The sequence below is a fragment of the Mycobacterium dioxanotrophicus genome (assembly GCF_002157835.1).
GTDB classification, from domain to species: Bacteria; Actinomycetota; Actinomycetes; order Mycobacteriales; family Mycobacteriaceae; genus Mycobacterium; species Mycobacterium dioxanotrophicus.
Window position 1 is genome coordinate 3,225,809 of sequence record NZ_CP020809.1, and the last position, 14,475, is coordinate 3,240,283.

General features: G+C 67.9%; 11 protein-coding genes and 1 pseudogene. 1 reads left to right on the plus strand and 11 read right to left on the minus strand.

Annotation, left to right across the window (positions count from 1 at the left end):
- Positions 1-4: 4 nt before the first annotated feature.
- Positions 5-559 carry a hypothetical protein gene (locus BTO20_RS15565; protein ID WP_087077244.1) on the minus strand — a complete coding sequence of 185 codons (555 nt, stop codon included), beginning with the start codon at positions 557-559 and terminating at the stop codon, positions 5-7.
- Positions 556-1,434 carry a glycoside hydrolase family 19 protein gene (locus BTO20_RS39895; protein WP_087077245.1) on the minus strand — a complete coding sequence of 293 codons (879 nt, stop codon included), beginning with the start codon at positions 1,432-1,434 and terminating at the stop codon, positions 556-558. The genes BTO20_RS15565 and BTO20_RS39895 overlap by 4 nt, the downstream gene beginning before the upstream one ends.
- Before the next feature lie 149 nt (positions 1,435-1,583).
- On the opposite strand from BTO20_RS39895, the gene BTO20_RS15575 reads away from it, so the two are divergent.
- On the plus strand, positions 1,584-1,898 hold the full coding sequence (locus BTO20_RS15575; RefSeq protein WP_157680224.1) for a hypothetical protein: 315 nt from the start codon (positions 1,584-1,586) through the stop codon (positions 1,896-1,898).
- Positions 1,899-1,918: 20 nt separating this feature from the next.
- Here BTO20_RS15575 and BTO20_RS15580 read toward each other — a convergent pair whose 3' ends face one another.
- From BTO20_RS15580 to gndA, 9 genes and pseudogenes are all read right to left on the minus strand, one after another.
- Entirely contained in the window at positions 1,919-2,917 is a 999-nt protein-coding gene (locus BTO20_RS15580) for a WXG100 family type VII secretion target (RefSeq protein ID WP_087077249.1), read from the minus strand.
- A gap of 73 nt (positions 2,918-2,990) precedes the next feature.
- Positions 2,991-5,117 carry a substrate-binding domain-containing protein gene (locus BTO20_RS15585; RefSeq protein WP_087077251.1) on the minus strand — a complete coding sequence of 709 codons (2,127 nt, stop codon included), beginning with the start codon at positions 5,115-5,117 and terminating at the stop codon, positions 2,991-2,993.
- 58 nt (positions 5,118-5,175) lie between these two features.
- Positions 5,176-7,374 (minus strand): malate synthase G, encoded by a 2,199-nt coding sequence (locus BTO20_RS15590; RefSeq protein WP_087077253.1) that lies wholly within the window; start codon positions 7,372-7,374, stop codon positions 5,176-5,178.
- Between the two features lie 125 nt (positions 7,375-7,499).
- Complete coding sequence (locus tag BTO20_RS15595; protein ID WP_087077255.1) at positions 7,500-7,967, minus strand: hypothetical protein; 468 nt, start codon at positions 7,965-7,967, stop codon at positions 7,500-7,502.
- Positions 7,968-8,013: 46 nt separating this feature from the next.
- Complete coding sequence (locus tag BTO20_RS15600) at positions 8,014-8,910, minus strand: 3-methyladenine DNA glycosylase (RefSeq protein WP_198344400.1); 897 nt, start codon at positions 8,908-8,910, stop codon at positions 8,014-8,016.
- Positions 8,903-9,961 (minus strand): hemolysin family protein, encoded by a 1,059-nt coding sequence (locus BTO20_RS15605; protein WP_087077257.1) that lies wholly within the window; start codon positions 9,959-9,961, stop codon positions 8,903-8,905. Before BTO20_RS15605 ends, BTO20_RS15600 begins: the two co-directional genes overlap by 8 nt.
- Positions 9,954-11,327 (minus strand): hemolysin family protein, encoded by a 1,374-nt coding sequence (locus tag BTO20_RS15610; RefSeq protein ID WP_087077259.1) that lies wholly within the window; start codon positions 11,325-11,327, stop codon positions 9,954-9,956. The genes BTO20_RS15605 and BTO20_RS15610 overlap by 8 nt, the downstream gene beginning before the upstream one ends.
- Before the next feature lie 233 nt (positions 11,328-11,560).
- Positions 11,561-12,997, minus strand: coding sequence for a GuaB1 family IMP dehydrogenase-related protein (locus BTO20_RS15615; RefSeq protein ID WP_087077261.1), 1,437 nt, complete (start codon positions 12,995-12,997; stop codon positions 11,561-11,563).
- Positions 12,998-13,011: 14 nt separating this feature from the next.
- Positions 13,012-14,465 (minus strand): annotated as a pseudogene (gene gndA / locus BTO20_RS15620) (NADP-dependent phosphogluconate dehydrogenase).
- Between the last annotated feature and the right edge of the window lie 10 nt (positions 14,466-14,475).

A 14,475-nucleotide genomic window follows, 5' to 3' on the forward strand; every position in this document is an offset into this window, starting at 1 on the left:
GCAGTTACTGCGCGGCGGTGCGCTGCCAGTCGACAGTGTTGCCGCGGCCGACATAGCTCAGCTGGATGCTGTTGTCGGTGACCTTCAGCGGCAGGTAGACCAGGTCGAGATTGCCGGAGTCGGCGATCCAATGCAGCCACAGCACACAGGAATTCGGCGCCGAGGACGGCTTGCTGGTCTTGGCGGGCGTGGCGTCCCACGGCGTGAACTGCCACGTGCCGAATTCCTTCGTACCGCCGGAATTCGATTCCAGCGATCCGTGCGGGGACAGCGTCGTGACGGTCGGGTCATCCGACTCCTGCCAGGATCCGATGAACTGTTCGACCTTGAACTCCGCGCCCGGGCATTCCTCGTCGGGTGACACGTCGGGACGCACCGTGGTGGTTGCGACGGCCGTCGCCTCCGGAGCGGACTGCACCACCACCGTGCGGGGCGCCGTCGACACCGCCTCGGTGGTGGCCGAGGCCCCCTGCTGCTGCGTTGATGTGCCGCATGCGGCGATACCGATCGCCAGGGCCGGAACAGCGCACAGCACAGCGAGTTTCGAAGAGATGGTCATCCGCCCAGTACCTGCAATCCTCGGTTGTAGTAGTCGGTCCGCTCGGCCAGATTGTGGGTGCCGCCGTTGACCATTCGGGTGATAGCCGTGATGTTTCCGCCGTCGGCGATGGAGTTACCATCACGTGAATTCCAGTACCAGACAGCGCTTTTGAAGGCGTACTCGGGTGTGGCGGCGAGTTCGGGGTGGTTGACGAAGTCGACGCCGAGGTCCTTGCTCATCTGCGTGTAGTTGGACCGCCCGGTGATCTGGATGACGCCGCGGCCCTTGTATTTCTTGCCGTCGCCGGGCTGCGTGTTGCCCAGATCCGTGCGGCCCTCGTACTGCCTGCCGTCGGCATACTCCTCGTAGGTGCGGAACCGGTCGGATTCCACCGCGATCTGGGAGATGAACGCCGCTTGGCGCTGCGGCGTGTTCATCCCGCCCTGCTTCATGGCGTCGTTCAGCGGGCCGATCATCTCCTCGGCCTTCGCCTGGCTGAGTTCGGGGACGATCTTGCGCAGCTGCTCGACGGTGATCGGGCGATAGTCACCCTTGTCGGTGGGTGGCGGCGGGGTGTCGCCCGGCTTGTCCTTGGGCTCGTCGCCCGGTTCGAACTTGACGCGCTCGGCGGCTTCGCGGTCCCCTTTCTCATAGGCGCCCGCCGCGGCCGTGAGGTTGTCGGCGAACTTGGTCACCTTGGTGCCCAGCGACTGGGCCTGGCGGTCGATGGCATCGGCGACCTGGCCGCACGCGGACGCGACGTCGAGGCCGGACAGCGGGCCGGCCGCGGCGGACAGCGCGTTGCCCGGACCACGGAAACTGGTGACCGCCTCGCTCAGGCCGCTGGCGGCTTCGCGCAGTGCCGCAGGGTTGACGTTGAGTGTCTCGGTCACGGCACGGCATCCCCCGCCTGTCGATCGTCCCCGCGGCGACGACTGCCGCCCGAAGATGATCGTAGTAGGCCGATACCGCCGGTCCGCGCACCAAAATTGCGTTTTGCCGAGCCGTTGCCGGGATCTACCCTGGCGGTGTGCATCCGGTGATGGCTGATCTCACGGCTCAACTCGGCGTGCCCGCGGAGTTCGAGGAGAAGACCGTCAACATCGAGGACGGTTGGGCGTTCGTCTACGGCACGATCGTCGGTGTCGACGGCCGCCCGTTCGACTACGGCGGCACACCGTTTGCCGAGGCCGCCGCCAACGGCGGCAGGTCACGCACTTACGCGGGCCTGTTCCGCGACGACGGCACCGCATGGACGAGGGTCGACAGTGCTGTCGGCCCCACCGACCTGGCATGGGGCGGTTGGGCCGAACGCTATGGGGCGCCCGCTGCGATCTTCCGGATCCCGACCGTCTGAACCGCCTCCGTCACACCGGATCAAGGTGGCGACAGGTACATCACCTGGCCGTACGGATTTCCGTAGCTGACCACCTGGCTCCCGTCGGCATTCTTGTTGTTCGAACCGATCAGCGTGATCCGGCCACCGTCGTTGGTGGCGACGAGTTCGGTGTGCTGACTGCCGTTGATCACCGCGACATCACCGGGTTTGGCTTCCGAGGCGGGCACCATATGCCAGCCTTGGGCCTGAAGCCGCTGCGACATGTCGGCGACGCCGTTGCTGTGCCAATCGATCAGCCCGGCCTTCTGCAGGGTCGCGGTGACGAAGTTCGCGCAGCACACGTCATTCGGCACGCTGGGATCCATCGGGAGGTCGCCGCTGCCCTTGAGTTCTGAGGCATTGCGGCCGAGGAAGTCCTTGGCGATGTCGGCCGGGTTCTGGCCTGTCGGTGAGGACTTCGGCTTTTCCGGCTTGTCCTCGGGCTTCGTGTCGCCGTCTTTCTTGTCGCCTTTGCCGTCGTCCTTGGGCTCGTCGGCGAACTTGCGCAGCGCGTCCGCCGTGGACTTGTCGGCCTGCTCGAACTCGGCGAGCATCTTCTTGACCGCCGTCTCCATCTCAAGCGCCTTGAGCTTGATCTGCATGCCGAGCACCGGGAAGAGGCTCGCGTACTGCTGCAGCACCGGCCCCGGGGTCACCGAACCGTTGTCGCCGACCTTCCAGAACTGGCCGGCCTCGCCGTTGACCATGCTTTCCAAGGCCGATTTGATACCGGTCAGCTGTTGGCCGCCCGAGGACATCACCTGCTGCATGGCGTGTAGCTTGTCGCGGTAGCCCTCTTGCCCGACGAGCATGTCGGCGCCCTGTTTCTGCGCCGCGGTCGACGCTCCGCCGGTCCAGCTGCCTGCCAGCCGGCTCAGATGCGAGCGCTGCGACGAGATCTGCGCGTCGAGCCGGTTGGCAGAACTGGCCACCTCTTCTGCGGCGTTGACCAGTGATTGGGGCTGGGATCCCAACACCTGCGACACCGTCAGTGTCATCGCACCCCCTGAAAAGTCGGTGTGTGTATTGTCTCCCGTTCACCGGGAGCAACGACGCACCTCTTTTGCCGGGTCAGCTCAGCATGGTGGCCACGGCAGCGGCCAGTTCGGGCGAGGCCGAATTGGTCAGGTGCTGATACTTGCCGCCGGTGGTCTGGGCGACCGCTTCCCAGGTGGCCCGGTCGGTGTCGCCGCCGAAGTCGATGACGTTCACCGCGACCGGGTGTGCCGGGTCGAACGCTCCCCGGATGTAATCCTGCAGGCCCTGCCCGCCGAGACTCTGGTCGGTGTGCGGGCCGGTGGTGATCACCAGGATCGAATTGTCTTTGCCATCACGGAAGTTCGACGTCGCGTCGGTGTAGATGAGGCGCAGTGTGGTGAACGACACCGCACCGCCGCCCGACGCCGTCTGCTCGTCGAGAGTCGAGCTGAGCGCCTGCGAGCGAGGCTCACCGCCGACCTGGTCGGACAACGGGCCCCTCGACACCGCAGAGCGGCCCTCGGTGCCGTCGAACGTCCACAGGCCCACCTCGGAGGTCGCAGGCAGTGCCTTGAGCCGCGAGTTCAGTGCCGCAGCTACATTCACCAGCCGCGACTTGCCGCCCTCGTCGGCGGGCATCGACTGGTCCAGCATGATCGTCACTGCCGGGCTCGTCGCCGGAGTCGCCATCGCATTGGCGAGGGTGACCCGCATCGTGTTGTCTCCGACCGACAGTGGCGCGCTGACGGGCGCGAACTTCGTCACGTCACTGGACGGCGCCGACGTGCCTTCGGCCCGGAAGCCCGCCTTGGCGAGCTCGCCGAGCTGTTCGGGTTTACGCATGAAACGCGCGAATTCGCTGGCGGCGGTGACCTGTTCCTGAGACAACCAGTCTCCGGTCAGCAGCACCGTCGGGTAATCCGCCGTCGCGGTGGGGCCCGGCGGCACCCAACCGGCCAGATCGCTCTTGGCGTCGCTGAGCGAGCCTGCGCGCTGGAACAGTTGCTGCTCGGTGGTGACAACCGCATGCACGGGCGCACCGGCCGGGTCCGATGCCTTGAGCATGGCGTCGAAAGCCGTTCCCAGCTCGGCATTGTCGAGCTTCGGCGCACCGCCGATCAGGGTGTTGACGGCGCCGAGCCCGGCGCTGGCCGGTGCCCCCGACGGAGCCGAGGCCGCTGCCACCGCTTCGCCGGCCAGATAGGCGGCGTCGCCGTTGTTGCGGGTCGGCAGAGCCAGTTTCAGCGCGCCCCAGCCGTTCAGCTTCAGGTCGTTCAGGCCGGCCGGATTGCTCTGCAGGTTCGGCAGCGTCGACCAGTTCTGCTGCGCCAAGGCATCTTTGAGCTGTGGCGGCACCGCGAGCAGCACAGGTGAGGTGACCAGGGAGCGGCTGTCGCTGACGGTCTTGGCGCCCGCGGTGGCCTCGAGTCGTGCCTCGGAGACCCCGCTGGCCGGGATCCACAAGGCAGGCCTGTCACCGAGATCCTTGGGCCAGGTGTTGGCGAAACCGCTGACCACTTGGTCGGATTCGGCCGATTTCACCTGCACCTTGACGCAGCGGTCACCGATCGGGTTGGCCGACCCGTTGTACTTGTCGGCCAGGGTTTCGACAGTCGGGGAGATGGTGGGGTCGGCGATGACGGCGACCGCGAGGTCACCGTCGACGCAGCGGGCCGCCGCGGCATCCTTGCGGCTGGAGAGCACATCACCGAAGAACCGCCACAGGATGACCACCGCGACGATCGCGACGACGCCGACGAGCGCTGCGATCACCCCGACACTGACACCGCGCCGACCGGTCGAGACGGCACGGTGGCTGCCCGTCCATTCGCCGCCGTCCCATTCGCCGCCGTGCTGGCGACCACTGGGCTGCCGCCTGCCGACGGCACTGAACTGTGTCGTCGGTGCGTCGCGATCGACGTCTTCGTCGTCGTCGGCGTAATCGTCGTCGTCGGGATAGCCCGCGTAGCCGGCGTCGTCGTACTCGGCGTCGCCGTACGGATCCTCGTAGTCCGAATCCCGGTAGCGCCGACCGGCATCGGGAGCGCCGCGGTCGTCGTCTGCCGACCGGTAACCGGAATCACGGGACCTCGACTGCCGCCCGTACCCGGGCCTGTCGTCATCGTCCGAGTCGTAGCCGCCCGGGCCGTACCGACCCGGTTCGTTCTCGGGGTCGTCGGCCGAGTCCTCGGGGTCGTCGGGAACGCTGTGCCTACCCATCCCTAGCCTCTGTACTCGTCGCGTCGACCAAACGTCCGGTTCCGCCGCCGAAGTCTAGTCACTGCGCAGCAGTGCTCGCTTTGAACTCGCGGCGGCGGCGGTGCAGGATCGGCTCGGTGTAGCCGTTGGGCTGCGCCGCGCCCGACAGGATGAGTTCCTGGGCGGCCTGGAACGCGATGCTCGCGTCCGGGTTCGGGGCCATGGCCAGATAGTCGGGATCGCCCGCGTTCTGCTCGTCGACCACGGCAGCCATGCGGCGCAGGCTGGTCTTGACGTCGTCGGCGGTGATCACGCCGTGGCGCAGCCAGTTGGCCAGCAGCTGGCTGGAGATCCGCAGGGTGGCCCGGTCCTCCATGAGCGCGACGTTGTGGATGTCGGGCACCTTCGAACAGCCGACACCGGCGTCGATCCAGCGGACCACGTAGCCCAGGATCGACTGGCAGTTGTTGTCGACCTCCTCGTGGATCTCTTCCGACGACCAGGTCAGCGACGAGTCGGCCAGCGGGATGGTCAGCAGATTGTCGACCGACGCGCGCTCGCGGCCCGCCAATTCCTTCTGCACCTCGAACACATCGACGGCGTGGTAGTGCATGGCGTGCAGCGTCGCTGCGGTCGGGGAGGGCACCCACGCGGTGGTGGCGCCGGCCTTCGGCTGGCCGATCTTCTGCTCGACCATGTCGGCCATCAGCTCGGTCATGGCCCACATGCCCTTACCGATCTGGGCCTTGCCGGACAGTCCGGTGGCGAGGCCGACGTCGACGTTGTTGTCCTCGTAAGCCTTGATCCAGGGCTGGGTCTTCATGGAGCCCTTGCGGATCATCGGGCCGGCCTCCATCGAGGTGTGGATCTCGTCGCCGGTGCGGTCCAGGAAGCCGGTGTTGATGAACACCACGCGGTCGGCGGCGGCCTTGATGGCGGCCTTGAGGTTCACCGTGGTGCGGCGCTCCTCGTCCATGATGCCGACCTTGAGGGTGGCCTCGGGCAGGCCCAGCACGTCCTCGACGCGGCTGAACAGCTCACAGGTGAACGCGACCTCGTCGGGCCCGTGCATCTTGGGCTTCACGATGTACACCGAGCCGGTGCGGCTGTTCTGCAGGGGACCGTTGGCGTCACCGGTCTTCAAACCGTGCATGGCGATCAGACCGGTGAACAGCGCATCCTGGATGCCTTCGGGGATTTCCTTGCCCTCGGCATCGGTGATGGCGTCGTTGGTCATCAGGTGTCCGACGTTGCGGACGAACAGCAGGCTGCGGCCGGGCAGGGTCAGCTCGCCCTCGCCGTCCGGTGTGGTGAAGGTGCGGTCGGCGTTCAGGACACGTGTGAAGGTCTTGCCGCCCTTGCTGACCTCTTCGGCCAGGTCACCCTTGTTCAGGCCGAGCCAGTTGCGGTAGCCCAGCACCTTGTCGTCGGCGTCGACGGCGGCCACGGAGTCCTCGAAGTCCATGATCGTGGTGATCGCGGATTCCAGGACGACGTCCTTGATGCCCGCGGCGTCGCCTGCGCCGATGGGGGAGTCGGGGTCGATGAGGATCTCGATGTGCAGCCCGTGATGCTTGAGCAGCACCGACCACTGCGGCTGGCCGAGTTCACCGGTGTAGCCGACGAACTCGTCGGGCGCGGCGAGCCCCGTCGATAGATCGTCGCCGTAGGTGACCAGCAGCTGGCCTTCGTCGATCTTGAGTCCCGTGGCGTCGCTCCATGAACCGGCGGCCAGCGGCACGGACTCGTCGAGGAACTTGCGCGCGTAGGCGATCACCTTGTCGCCGCGGATCTTGTTGTAGCCCGAACCCTTTTCGGCGCCGTCATCCTCAGAGATGACGTCGGTGCCGTACAGCGCGTCGTACAGCGAACCCCACCGCGCATTGGCGGCGTTGAGTGCGAACCGCGCGTTGAGGATCGGCACCACGAGCTGCGGGCCCGCCGTGGTGGTGATCTCGTCGTCGACCCCGGCGGTCGTGACGCTGAAATCGGCAGGCTCAGGTTGCAGGTAGCCGATCTCGGTGAGGAACTGCTTGTAGTCGGCCAGGTCGAAGGGCTCGATGACGTGGGCGCGGTGGTACTTGTCGATCTGAGCCTGCAGCTCGTCACGACGGGCCAGCAGTTCTTCGTTCTTGGGGGTGAGGTCGGCGACGACCTTGTCCACACCCGACCAGAAGGTGTCGGGATCTACCCCGGTGCCGGGCAGCGCCTCATTGGTGATGAAGTCGTGCAGCACCTTGGCGACCCCTAGGTTGCCCACCTTCACGCGATCGGTCATCAGTTCTCAATCCTTATTCCGGGATAGCGGCAATTTGCTCATCGTACCGGTCAGTAATTGCGCCGATCACGGGTGCGGCGCTGTTCGGGGCCTTCCCGGCACGTGTGTGGTTCGCTGCGAGCGCTCTACCGGGCCACTGGCTGAATGGACGACATGGCGCATGCAGCACCGGGCGGGTCGCCCTGCCAGTAGTGGACAACCAGGGTGTTTGCCGGGAAGGAGACGGCCAGATCGTTCAAGGTGCGCGACGCGAACGCCCGGCTCTTGGCGCGGCCGTACCAGTTGGGATCGTCGGGGGCGATGGGAACGTTCACCTCGTCGAGCGTGTCGTCCCACTGCTTGACCGCGGGCGGCGGGTTGTCGCCGAACCCCTCGGATTTCTGGTAGGCGTCGAGCGGACCGCTCAGCGTGATCGGTGCGCCGCCGCCGACGGGAGAGCCGGTGAGGGTGCCTTGCGTGGCGTCGGTGCTCACCGCCGTCAGCCTTACGGTGCCCGGTGAGCATTCCGGGGTGGCCTGAGCCGGCGCGAGCCCGACGGTGCCCGCCGTGCCGAGCAACAGCGCTGCCAACGCGGTCACGGTCGTTGCTCGCATGGATGGCCTCCCTGACTCGGAGCGTGTCGGCGCTCGTGCATCTTGGTTATCGCGTGCGGCCCCGCGATGTTTCGGTGTCCAGCGCTTCGAGCAGCGTGTCACACTCGCCGAGCAGCCGGGCCCGCAACGGAGCGGCCCGCTCGGTGATGTCCTGCTGCGCGCGCACGTATTCGGCTCGCCCGGCCGGCGTTTCGATGGCGATCGGCGCGAAACCGAAGTCTTCGAGGTCGTACGGGCTGGCCCGCATGTCGACGGCCCGTGCGTCGGCGGCCAGCTCCAGGGCATCCATGACCAGCTCGGAGGCCACCAGCGGGCTCAGCTTGTAGGCCCACTTGTAGCAGTCCATGGCGGCGTGGATGCAGCCCGGCTGCTCGGTGCGGATCTGCGTCTCGCGGCGCAGCGGCTGCTCGTTGCGGGGGACGGCGGGTTCGGTGAAGAACCGGAACGCGTCGAAGTGACTGCAGCGCAGTGGCAGCGAGTCGACGACGGCGTCGGTTCCGGCGGCGCCGAGCCGCAGCGGCACCTGGCCGTGCCGCTTCTCGGGCGTGCGGTACACCATGGCCCACTCGTGCAGGCCGAAGCAGTTCAGCCGCGGCGGACGGGCCGCCGTCGCGCGCAGCAGCTGCGCGACGAACCGGACCGTGTCCGCGCGCGACCGCAGATGCGCCGGGGTCACCCCGACGCCGTCGCCGACACTGCCGTAGCCGCTCGCACCGAGATAGCGCCGCGCTGCCGGGCCGGCGAGCACCACGCCGAACCCCGGGTGCCAGCGGCGCAGCTGGCGCGGCCGCAGGCTGTAGTAGGTGAACAGGAAGTCCCACACCGGGTGCGCCTGGCCGTGTTCCCGGCGCTGCAGATGCGGCGCCAGGAAACGGTCGACGCGGGTGCGGTGCCGCTGCTCCCGTCCGGTCCAGTCCGCCTCTTCGAGCACCAGCTCAGACACGATGGGTTCCGTCGCGCACGGTGCCGACCAGGTCCTCGACCAGATCCTCCAGCGCCACCATCGCGGTGACGGCGCCGCCGGCCGTGTCATCGGTAACCAGTGCCAGGTGGCTGTTGCTGCGCCGCAGCCGCGACAACGCGTCGGGCACCGGAAGCGACGCGGGCACCTGCGGCAGGGGCCGCACCATCGACACGTCGAGGACGGCCTCGGGATCGTCGACCTCCGGCAGCACGTCCTTGATGTGCAGGTACCCGATGAACTCGCCGAACGAATCGGCCACCGGGAAGCGGGAGTAACCGGTTTCGGCGAGGGCCCGCTCGACGTCGCCGACTGTCGGACCCGAGCCGGGGGCGGCGACGCGGATCGCATGCATCTCCGACAGCGGCATCGCGACATCGGCGACCTTGCGGGTCCGGGTCTGCAATGCCCGGGTCAGCCGCAGGTGCTCCTCGGCGTCGAGCAGGCCCTCCGAGAGGGATTCGGCGATCATCTCCGAGAGCTCGACGGTCGAGACCGCCGACTCGAGCTCGTCGCGGGTCTCGACCCGGAACAGCCGCAGTGTGGCGTTGGCGCACCAGTTGTAGAACGCGATGAACGGCCGGGCCGCGCGGATGTAGACCAGATACGTCGGGATCAGCAGCATGGCCGCCGACTCCGGGCCGGCGATCGCGATGTTCTTCGGCACCATCTCGCCGAGCAGCACGTGCAGCGTCACCACGATCGCCAGCGACACCACGAACGACACCGTGTGCAGTACCGCGTCGGACACCCCGACGAGCTCGAACGGTTTCGACAGCAGATGGGCCACCGCAGGCTCACCCACGCGGCCCAGCAGGATCGAACAGATCGTGATGCCCAACTGCGATCCCGCGAGCATGAGCGACAGGTTCTCGCCCGCGCGGATCACGGTCACCGCACTGCGTTTGCCTTGCTCGGCCAACGCCTGCAGCCGGTCGCGGCGCGCCGAGATGAGCGCGAACTCCGAAGCCACGAAGAACGCGTTGGCCGCCAGCAGCACAAGCGTGAGCAGCACCCCGAAGACGTCACCCATGGCTGTCGTCCCCCTGTGTGGAGCGCGGGCCGAGTTCGGTCAGCTCGAGCAGGTCGATGCGCCGCCCGTCCATCCGGACCACGGTGGCCAGCCAGCGGGCGGGTTCGTCGCTCGGCTGGTCCGGATCGAATGCCGTCAGCTCGACGGCCTCACCGGTCTCTGGGATGTGGCCGAGTTCCTGCAGCACCAGCCCACCGATCGTCTCGTATTCGCCCTCCGGGGCGCGGAAGCCGGTCTCGGTCGCGACCTCGTCGATGCGCAGCAGACCCGAGACCTGCCAACCGCGGCCGGCCGGCACCACGTCCGGGGTGGCGTCGTCGTGTTCGTCGCGCACGTCTCCGACGATCTCCTCGATCAGGTCCTCGACCGTCACCATGCCCGCGGTGCCGCCGTACTCGTCGACCACCAGGGCGGTCTGCAGCCCGTTGGCCCGGATCTGGGCCATCACCGCATCGCCGTCGAGCGCGGACGGCACCCTTGCGACGGGCAGCGCCAGCGCGGCCAGCCGGGTGCGGGCGCGTTCTTCGAGCGGGACGGTGAAGATCTGTTTGACGTGCACCACGCCGATGGTCTCGTCGAGGTCACCCTCGACGATGGGGAACCGGGAGTAGCCGGTCCTGATCGCCACCTCCAGCAGGTCGGTGACGGTCTCGTGGGCTTCGAGCGCCTCGATCTTCGACCGCGGGGTCATGAGCTCCTCGGCGGTGCGTTCGCCGAACTGCAGTGACCGATCCACGAGCAGCGCTGTCGTCGGATCCAGCGAGCCGCTGCGCGCCGAATTGCGCACCAGCGACGCCAGTTCCTGGCCCGAGCGGGCCGAGCGCAGTTCCTCGGCAGGCTCGATGTCCAGCCGGCGCAGGATCCAGTTCGCGGTGCCGTTGGTCATCCGGATGACCGGGGTGAACAACGTCGAGAACAGCAGCTGGAACGGGGCCGCGGCGCGGGCCGTCGGGACCGGGCGGGCCACCGCCAGGTTCTTGGGCACCAGCTCGCCGAAGACCATCGACAGCGACGTGGCGATCACCACGGCGAAGAACAGCGAGAGGCCACCCGAGATGTTGGCGGGGATGCCCAGCGCGTCCAGACCCGGCCGGATCAGTCGGCCGACGACGGGTTCGGCCAGATAACCGGTGGCCAGCGTGGTGATCGAGATGCCAACCTGAGCACCGGAGAGCTGGAAGGACAGGGTCCGATGGGCGCGCCGGACCATCTGGTCGCGGCGGTCACCGGTGCGGGCGTTGGCTTCGACAGTGCTGCGTTCCAGGGCCGTGAGCGCGAACTCGGCCGCGACGAAGATCGCGGTACCGGCGGTGAGCAGAACGATCGCCAGGATCGAGAGCAGCGAGAAGACCAGGTCGGAGCTCATCGGGGCCTCGCAGCCGGGGCGCCGGGCAGAAGGCCCGGCCGACTAGTAGATGGGTCGCCCGTGTCGGCGTCCGAAGCTGTCTGCTGTTCCGCGGAGAAGGCCGGTTCAGAACCGGAGGCCTCAGCGGGTGCCTGCGGCACGTGAACCCTTTCGTTCGGATGGCGCAGCGAGATCTGGCCAGCAGTGAATGCGATGAGCGTCCATCTTATCGCGGCCGCGAGCAGCCGGCTGCGTCACCAACCGCTGGGCAGGGGATGTCCCTCGGCGAAACCAGCCGCCGACTGGACCCCGAGCACCACCTTCTCGTGCAGCTCGGGCAGGGTGGCGGCACCCACGTAGGTGCAGGTGCTGCGTACGCCCGAGGTGATGTGGTCGAGGAGGTCTTCAACACCACCGCGCGCGGCATCCAACGCCATCCGGGAGGTCGAGATGCCTTCCTCGAACAGTGCCTTGCGGGCGCGGTCGAACGGGCTGTCGGCTGCGGTGCGGGCTGCCACGGCGCGTTTGGAGGCCATGCCGTAGCTCTCCTTGTACGGCCGGTCGTCGCGGTCGCGCAGCAGGTCCCCGGGGGATTCGTAGGTGCCGGCGAACCATGAGCCGATCATCACGTTCGACGCGCCCGCGGCCAGCGCCAGCGCCACGTCCCGCGGATGACGCACGCCGCCGTCGGCCCATACGTGCGCACCGAGTTGCTTTGCCGCGGTGGCACATTCGACCACAGCGGAGAACTGCGGCCGGCCCACGCCGGTCATCATCCTGGTGGTGCACATGGCACCGGGGCCCACCCCGACCTTGACGATCGTCGCGCCGGCCTCGATCAGGTCGCGCGTGCCCTCGGCGGAGACCACGTTGCCCGCCGCCAGCGGTACCCCGAGATCCAACGAGGCGACCGCCTTGATGGCGTCGAGCATCTTGTGCTGGTGTCCGTGTGCGGTGTCGATGACGAGCAGGTCGGCGCCTGCCTCGACCAGGGCGCGGGCCTTGCCCGCGACATCACCGTTGATGCCGACGGCCGCGGCCACCCGCAGCCGTCCGGAAGCGTCGACCGCGGGGGCGTAGATCCCGGCCCGGATCGTGCCGGTCCGGGTCAACACGCCGGCCAGGGTGCCGTCCGGCGCGGTGAGCACCGCGACACCCACCGGCGCATGCTCGAGCAGGTCGAACACCTGGCGTGGTTCGGTGCCGACCGGCGCCGTCACGAAGTCGGACAAGCCGACGTCACGGACCCGGGCGAACCTGTCGACCCCGGTGCAGCTGGCCTCGGTGACCAATCCGATCGGCCGGCCCTCGAACGTCACCACCGCCGCGCCGTGAGCCCGCTTGTGAATCAGGGCCATGGCGTCGGACACGGAGTCTTCCGGGCCGAGCACCACCGGGGTGTCCGCCACCAGGTCGCGGCTCTTGACGAACTGGACGGTGTCGGCCACCGCGGTGATCGGCAGGTCCTGGGGGAGCACCACGATGCCGCCCCGGCGCGCGATGGTCTCGGCCATCCGACGGCCTGCCACGGCCGTCATGTTCGCCACGACCACCGGAATGGTCGTCCCCGAGCCGTCGACCGTGGACAGGTCGACATCGAAGCGGGATGCGACGTCCGACCGGCCGGGAACGATGAAGACATCGTTGTAGGTCAGGTCGTACGGCGGGGTGTGTCCGTCCAAAAACCTCACGGCAACGAATCTACTCAGGCCTGGATTTCGGTGCGGTCTGCGCTCCAGAGGGTGTGGAAGCGTGCTGCGGGTTCGGCGTCGGTGCGGCCGTAGGTGTGGGCGCCGAAGAAGTCGCGCAGGCCTTGGGTCAGGGCTGCGGGCAGGCGTTCGGTGCGTAGGGCGTCGTAGTAGGACAGTGACGAGGAGAACCCGGGGACGGGGATGCCCAGTTGGGTGGCGGTGACCACGACGCGGCGCCAGCCGTCGACGCCGGATTCCACGGCGTCGCGGAAGTAGGGGGCGGCGATGAGGGTGGCCAGGTCGGGTTGGGCGTCGAAGGCTTCTTTGATGCGGTTGAGGAATTTGGCCCGGATGATGCAGCCGCCGCGCCAGATGGTGGCCAGGTCGCCGGGGGTGATGTTCCATCCGTATTCGGCGCTGCCGGCCTGGATCTGGTTGAAGCCCTGGGCGTAGGCGATGATCTTCGAGGCGTACAGCGCCTTGCGGACGTCTTCGATGAACTGCTTGGCATCGGTGGGTTTGTCGCCCAGGGTCCCGGAGGCCAGCCCGGAGGTCGCCTTGCGTTGGGGGACGGAGCCGGACAGGGCGCGGGCGAAGACGGCTTCGGCGATGCCGGTGACGGGGACGCCCAGGTCGAGGGCGGATTTGACGGTCCAGCGGCCGGTGCCCTTCTGCTCGGCCTCGTCGACGATGAGGTCGACCAGTGGTTTGCCGGTCTTGGCGTCGGTCTGGCGCAGGACTTCGGCGGTGATCTCGACGAGGTAGCTGTCGAGTTCGCCGGTGTTCCAGTCGGCGAACACGTCGGCGATTTCGGGGGCGGTCAGGCCCAGGCCGTCGCGTAGCAGTTGGTAGGCCTCGCCGATGAGTTGCATGTCGGAGTATTCGATGCCGTTGTGCACCATCTTGACGAAGTGTCCGGCGCCGTCGGGCCGATGTGGGTGCAGCACGGCACGCCGTCGACGTGGGCGGAGATCTCTTCGAGCAGCGGGCCCAGGGAGGTGTAGGACTCGGCGGGGCCGCCGGGCATGATCGAGGGGCCGTTGAGGGCGCCTTCTTCGCCGCCGGAGATGCCGGCGCCGACGAAGTGCAGGCCGCGTTCGCGGATGGCTTTTTCGCGGCGGATGGTGTCGGTGTAGAGGGCGTTGCCGCCGTCGATGATGATGTCGCCGGGTTCCATGGCGTCGGCGAGTTCGTTGATCACCGCGTCGGTGGGGTCGCCGGCTTTGACCATGATCAGCACGCGGCGGGGTTTTTCCAGGGCGTCGAGGAATTCGGCGATGGTTTCGCTGCGTACGAAGGTGCCTTCGGAGCCGTGTTCGGCCAGCAGGGCGTCGGTCTTGGCCACCGAGCGGTTGTGCAGGGCCACGGTGTAGCCGTGCCGGGCGAAGTTGCGGGCGATGTTGGAGCCCATCACCGCCAGACCGGTCACCCCGATTTGTGCCGTCCCGGTCCTACCCGTGTTCGTCATGCAGCAGCCT

What these genes read in the sequence shown, in the direction of transcription:
- BTO20_RS15565 (WP_087077244.1), bottom strand. Translation starts at nt 559, where the DNA reads ATGACCATCTCTTCGAAACTCGCTGTGCTGTGCGCTGTTCCGGCCCTG.
- BTO20_RS15575 (WP_157680224.1), top strand. Translation starts at nt 1,584, where the DNA reads ATGGCTGATCTCACGGCTCAACTCGGCGTGCCCGCGGAGTTCGAGGAG.
- BTO20_RS15580 (WP_087077249.1), bottom strand. Translation starts at nt 2,917, where the DNA reads ATGACACTGACGGTGTCGCAGGTGTTGGGATCCCAGCCCCAATCACTG.
- BTO20_RS15585 (WP_087077251.1), bottom strand. Translation starts at nt 5,117, where the DNA reads ATGGGTAGGCACAGCGTTCCCGACGACCCCGAGGACTCGGCCGACGAC.
- BTO20_RS15590 (WP_087077253.1), bottom strand. Translation starts at nt 7,374, where the DNA reads ATGACCGATCGCGTGAAGGTGGGCAACCTAGGGGTCGCCAAGGTGCTG.
- BTO20_RS15595 (WP_087077255.1), bottom strand. Translation starts at nt 7,967, where the DNA reads ATGCGAGCAACGACCGTGACCGCGTTGGCAGCGCTGTTGCTCGGCACG.
- BTO20_RS15605 (WP_087077257.1), bottom strand. Translation starts at nt 9,961, where the DNA reads ATGGGTGACGTCTTCGGGGTGCTGCTCACGCTTGTGCTGCTGGCGGCC.
- BTO20_RS15610 (WP_087077259.1), bottom strand. Translation starts at nt 11,327, where the DNA reads ATGAGCTCCGACCTGGTCTTCTCGCTGCTCTCGATCCTGGCGATCGTT.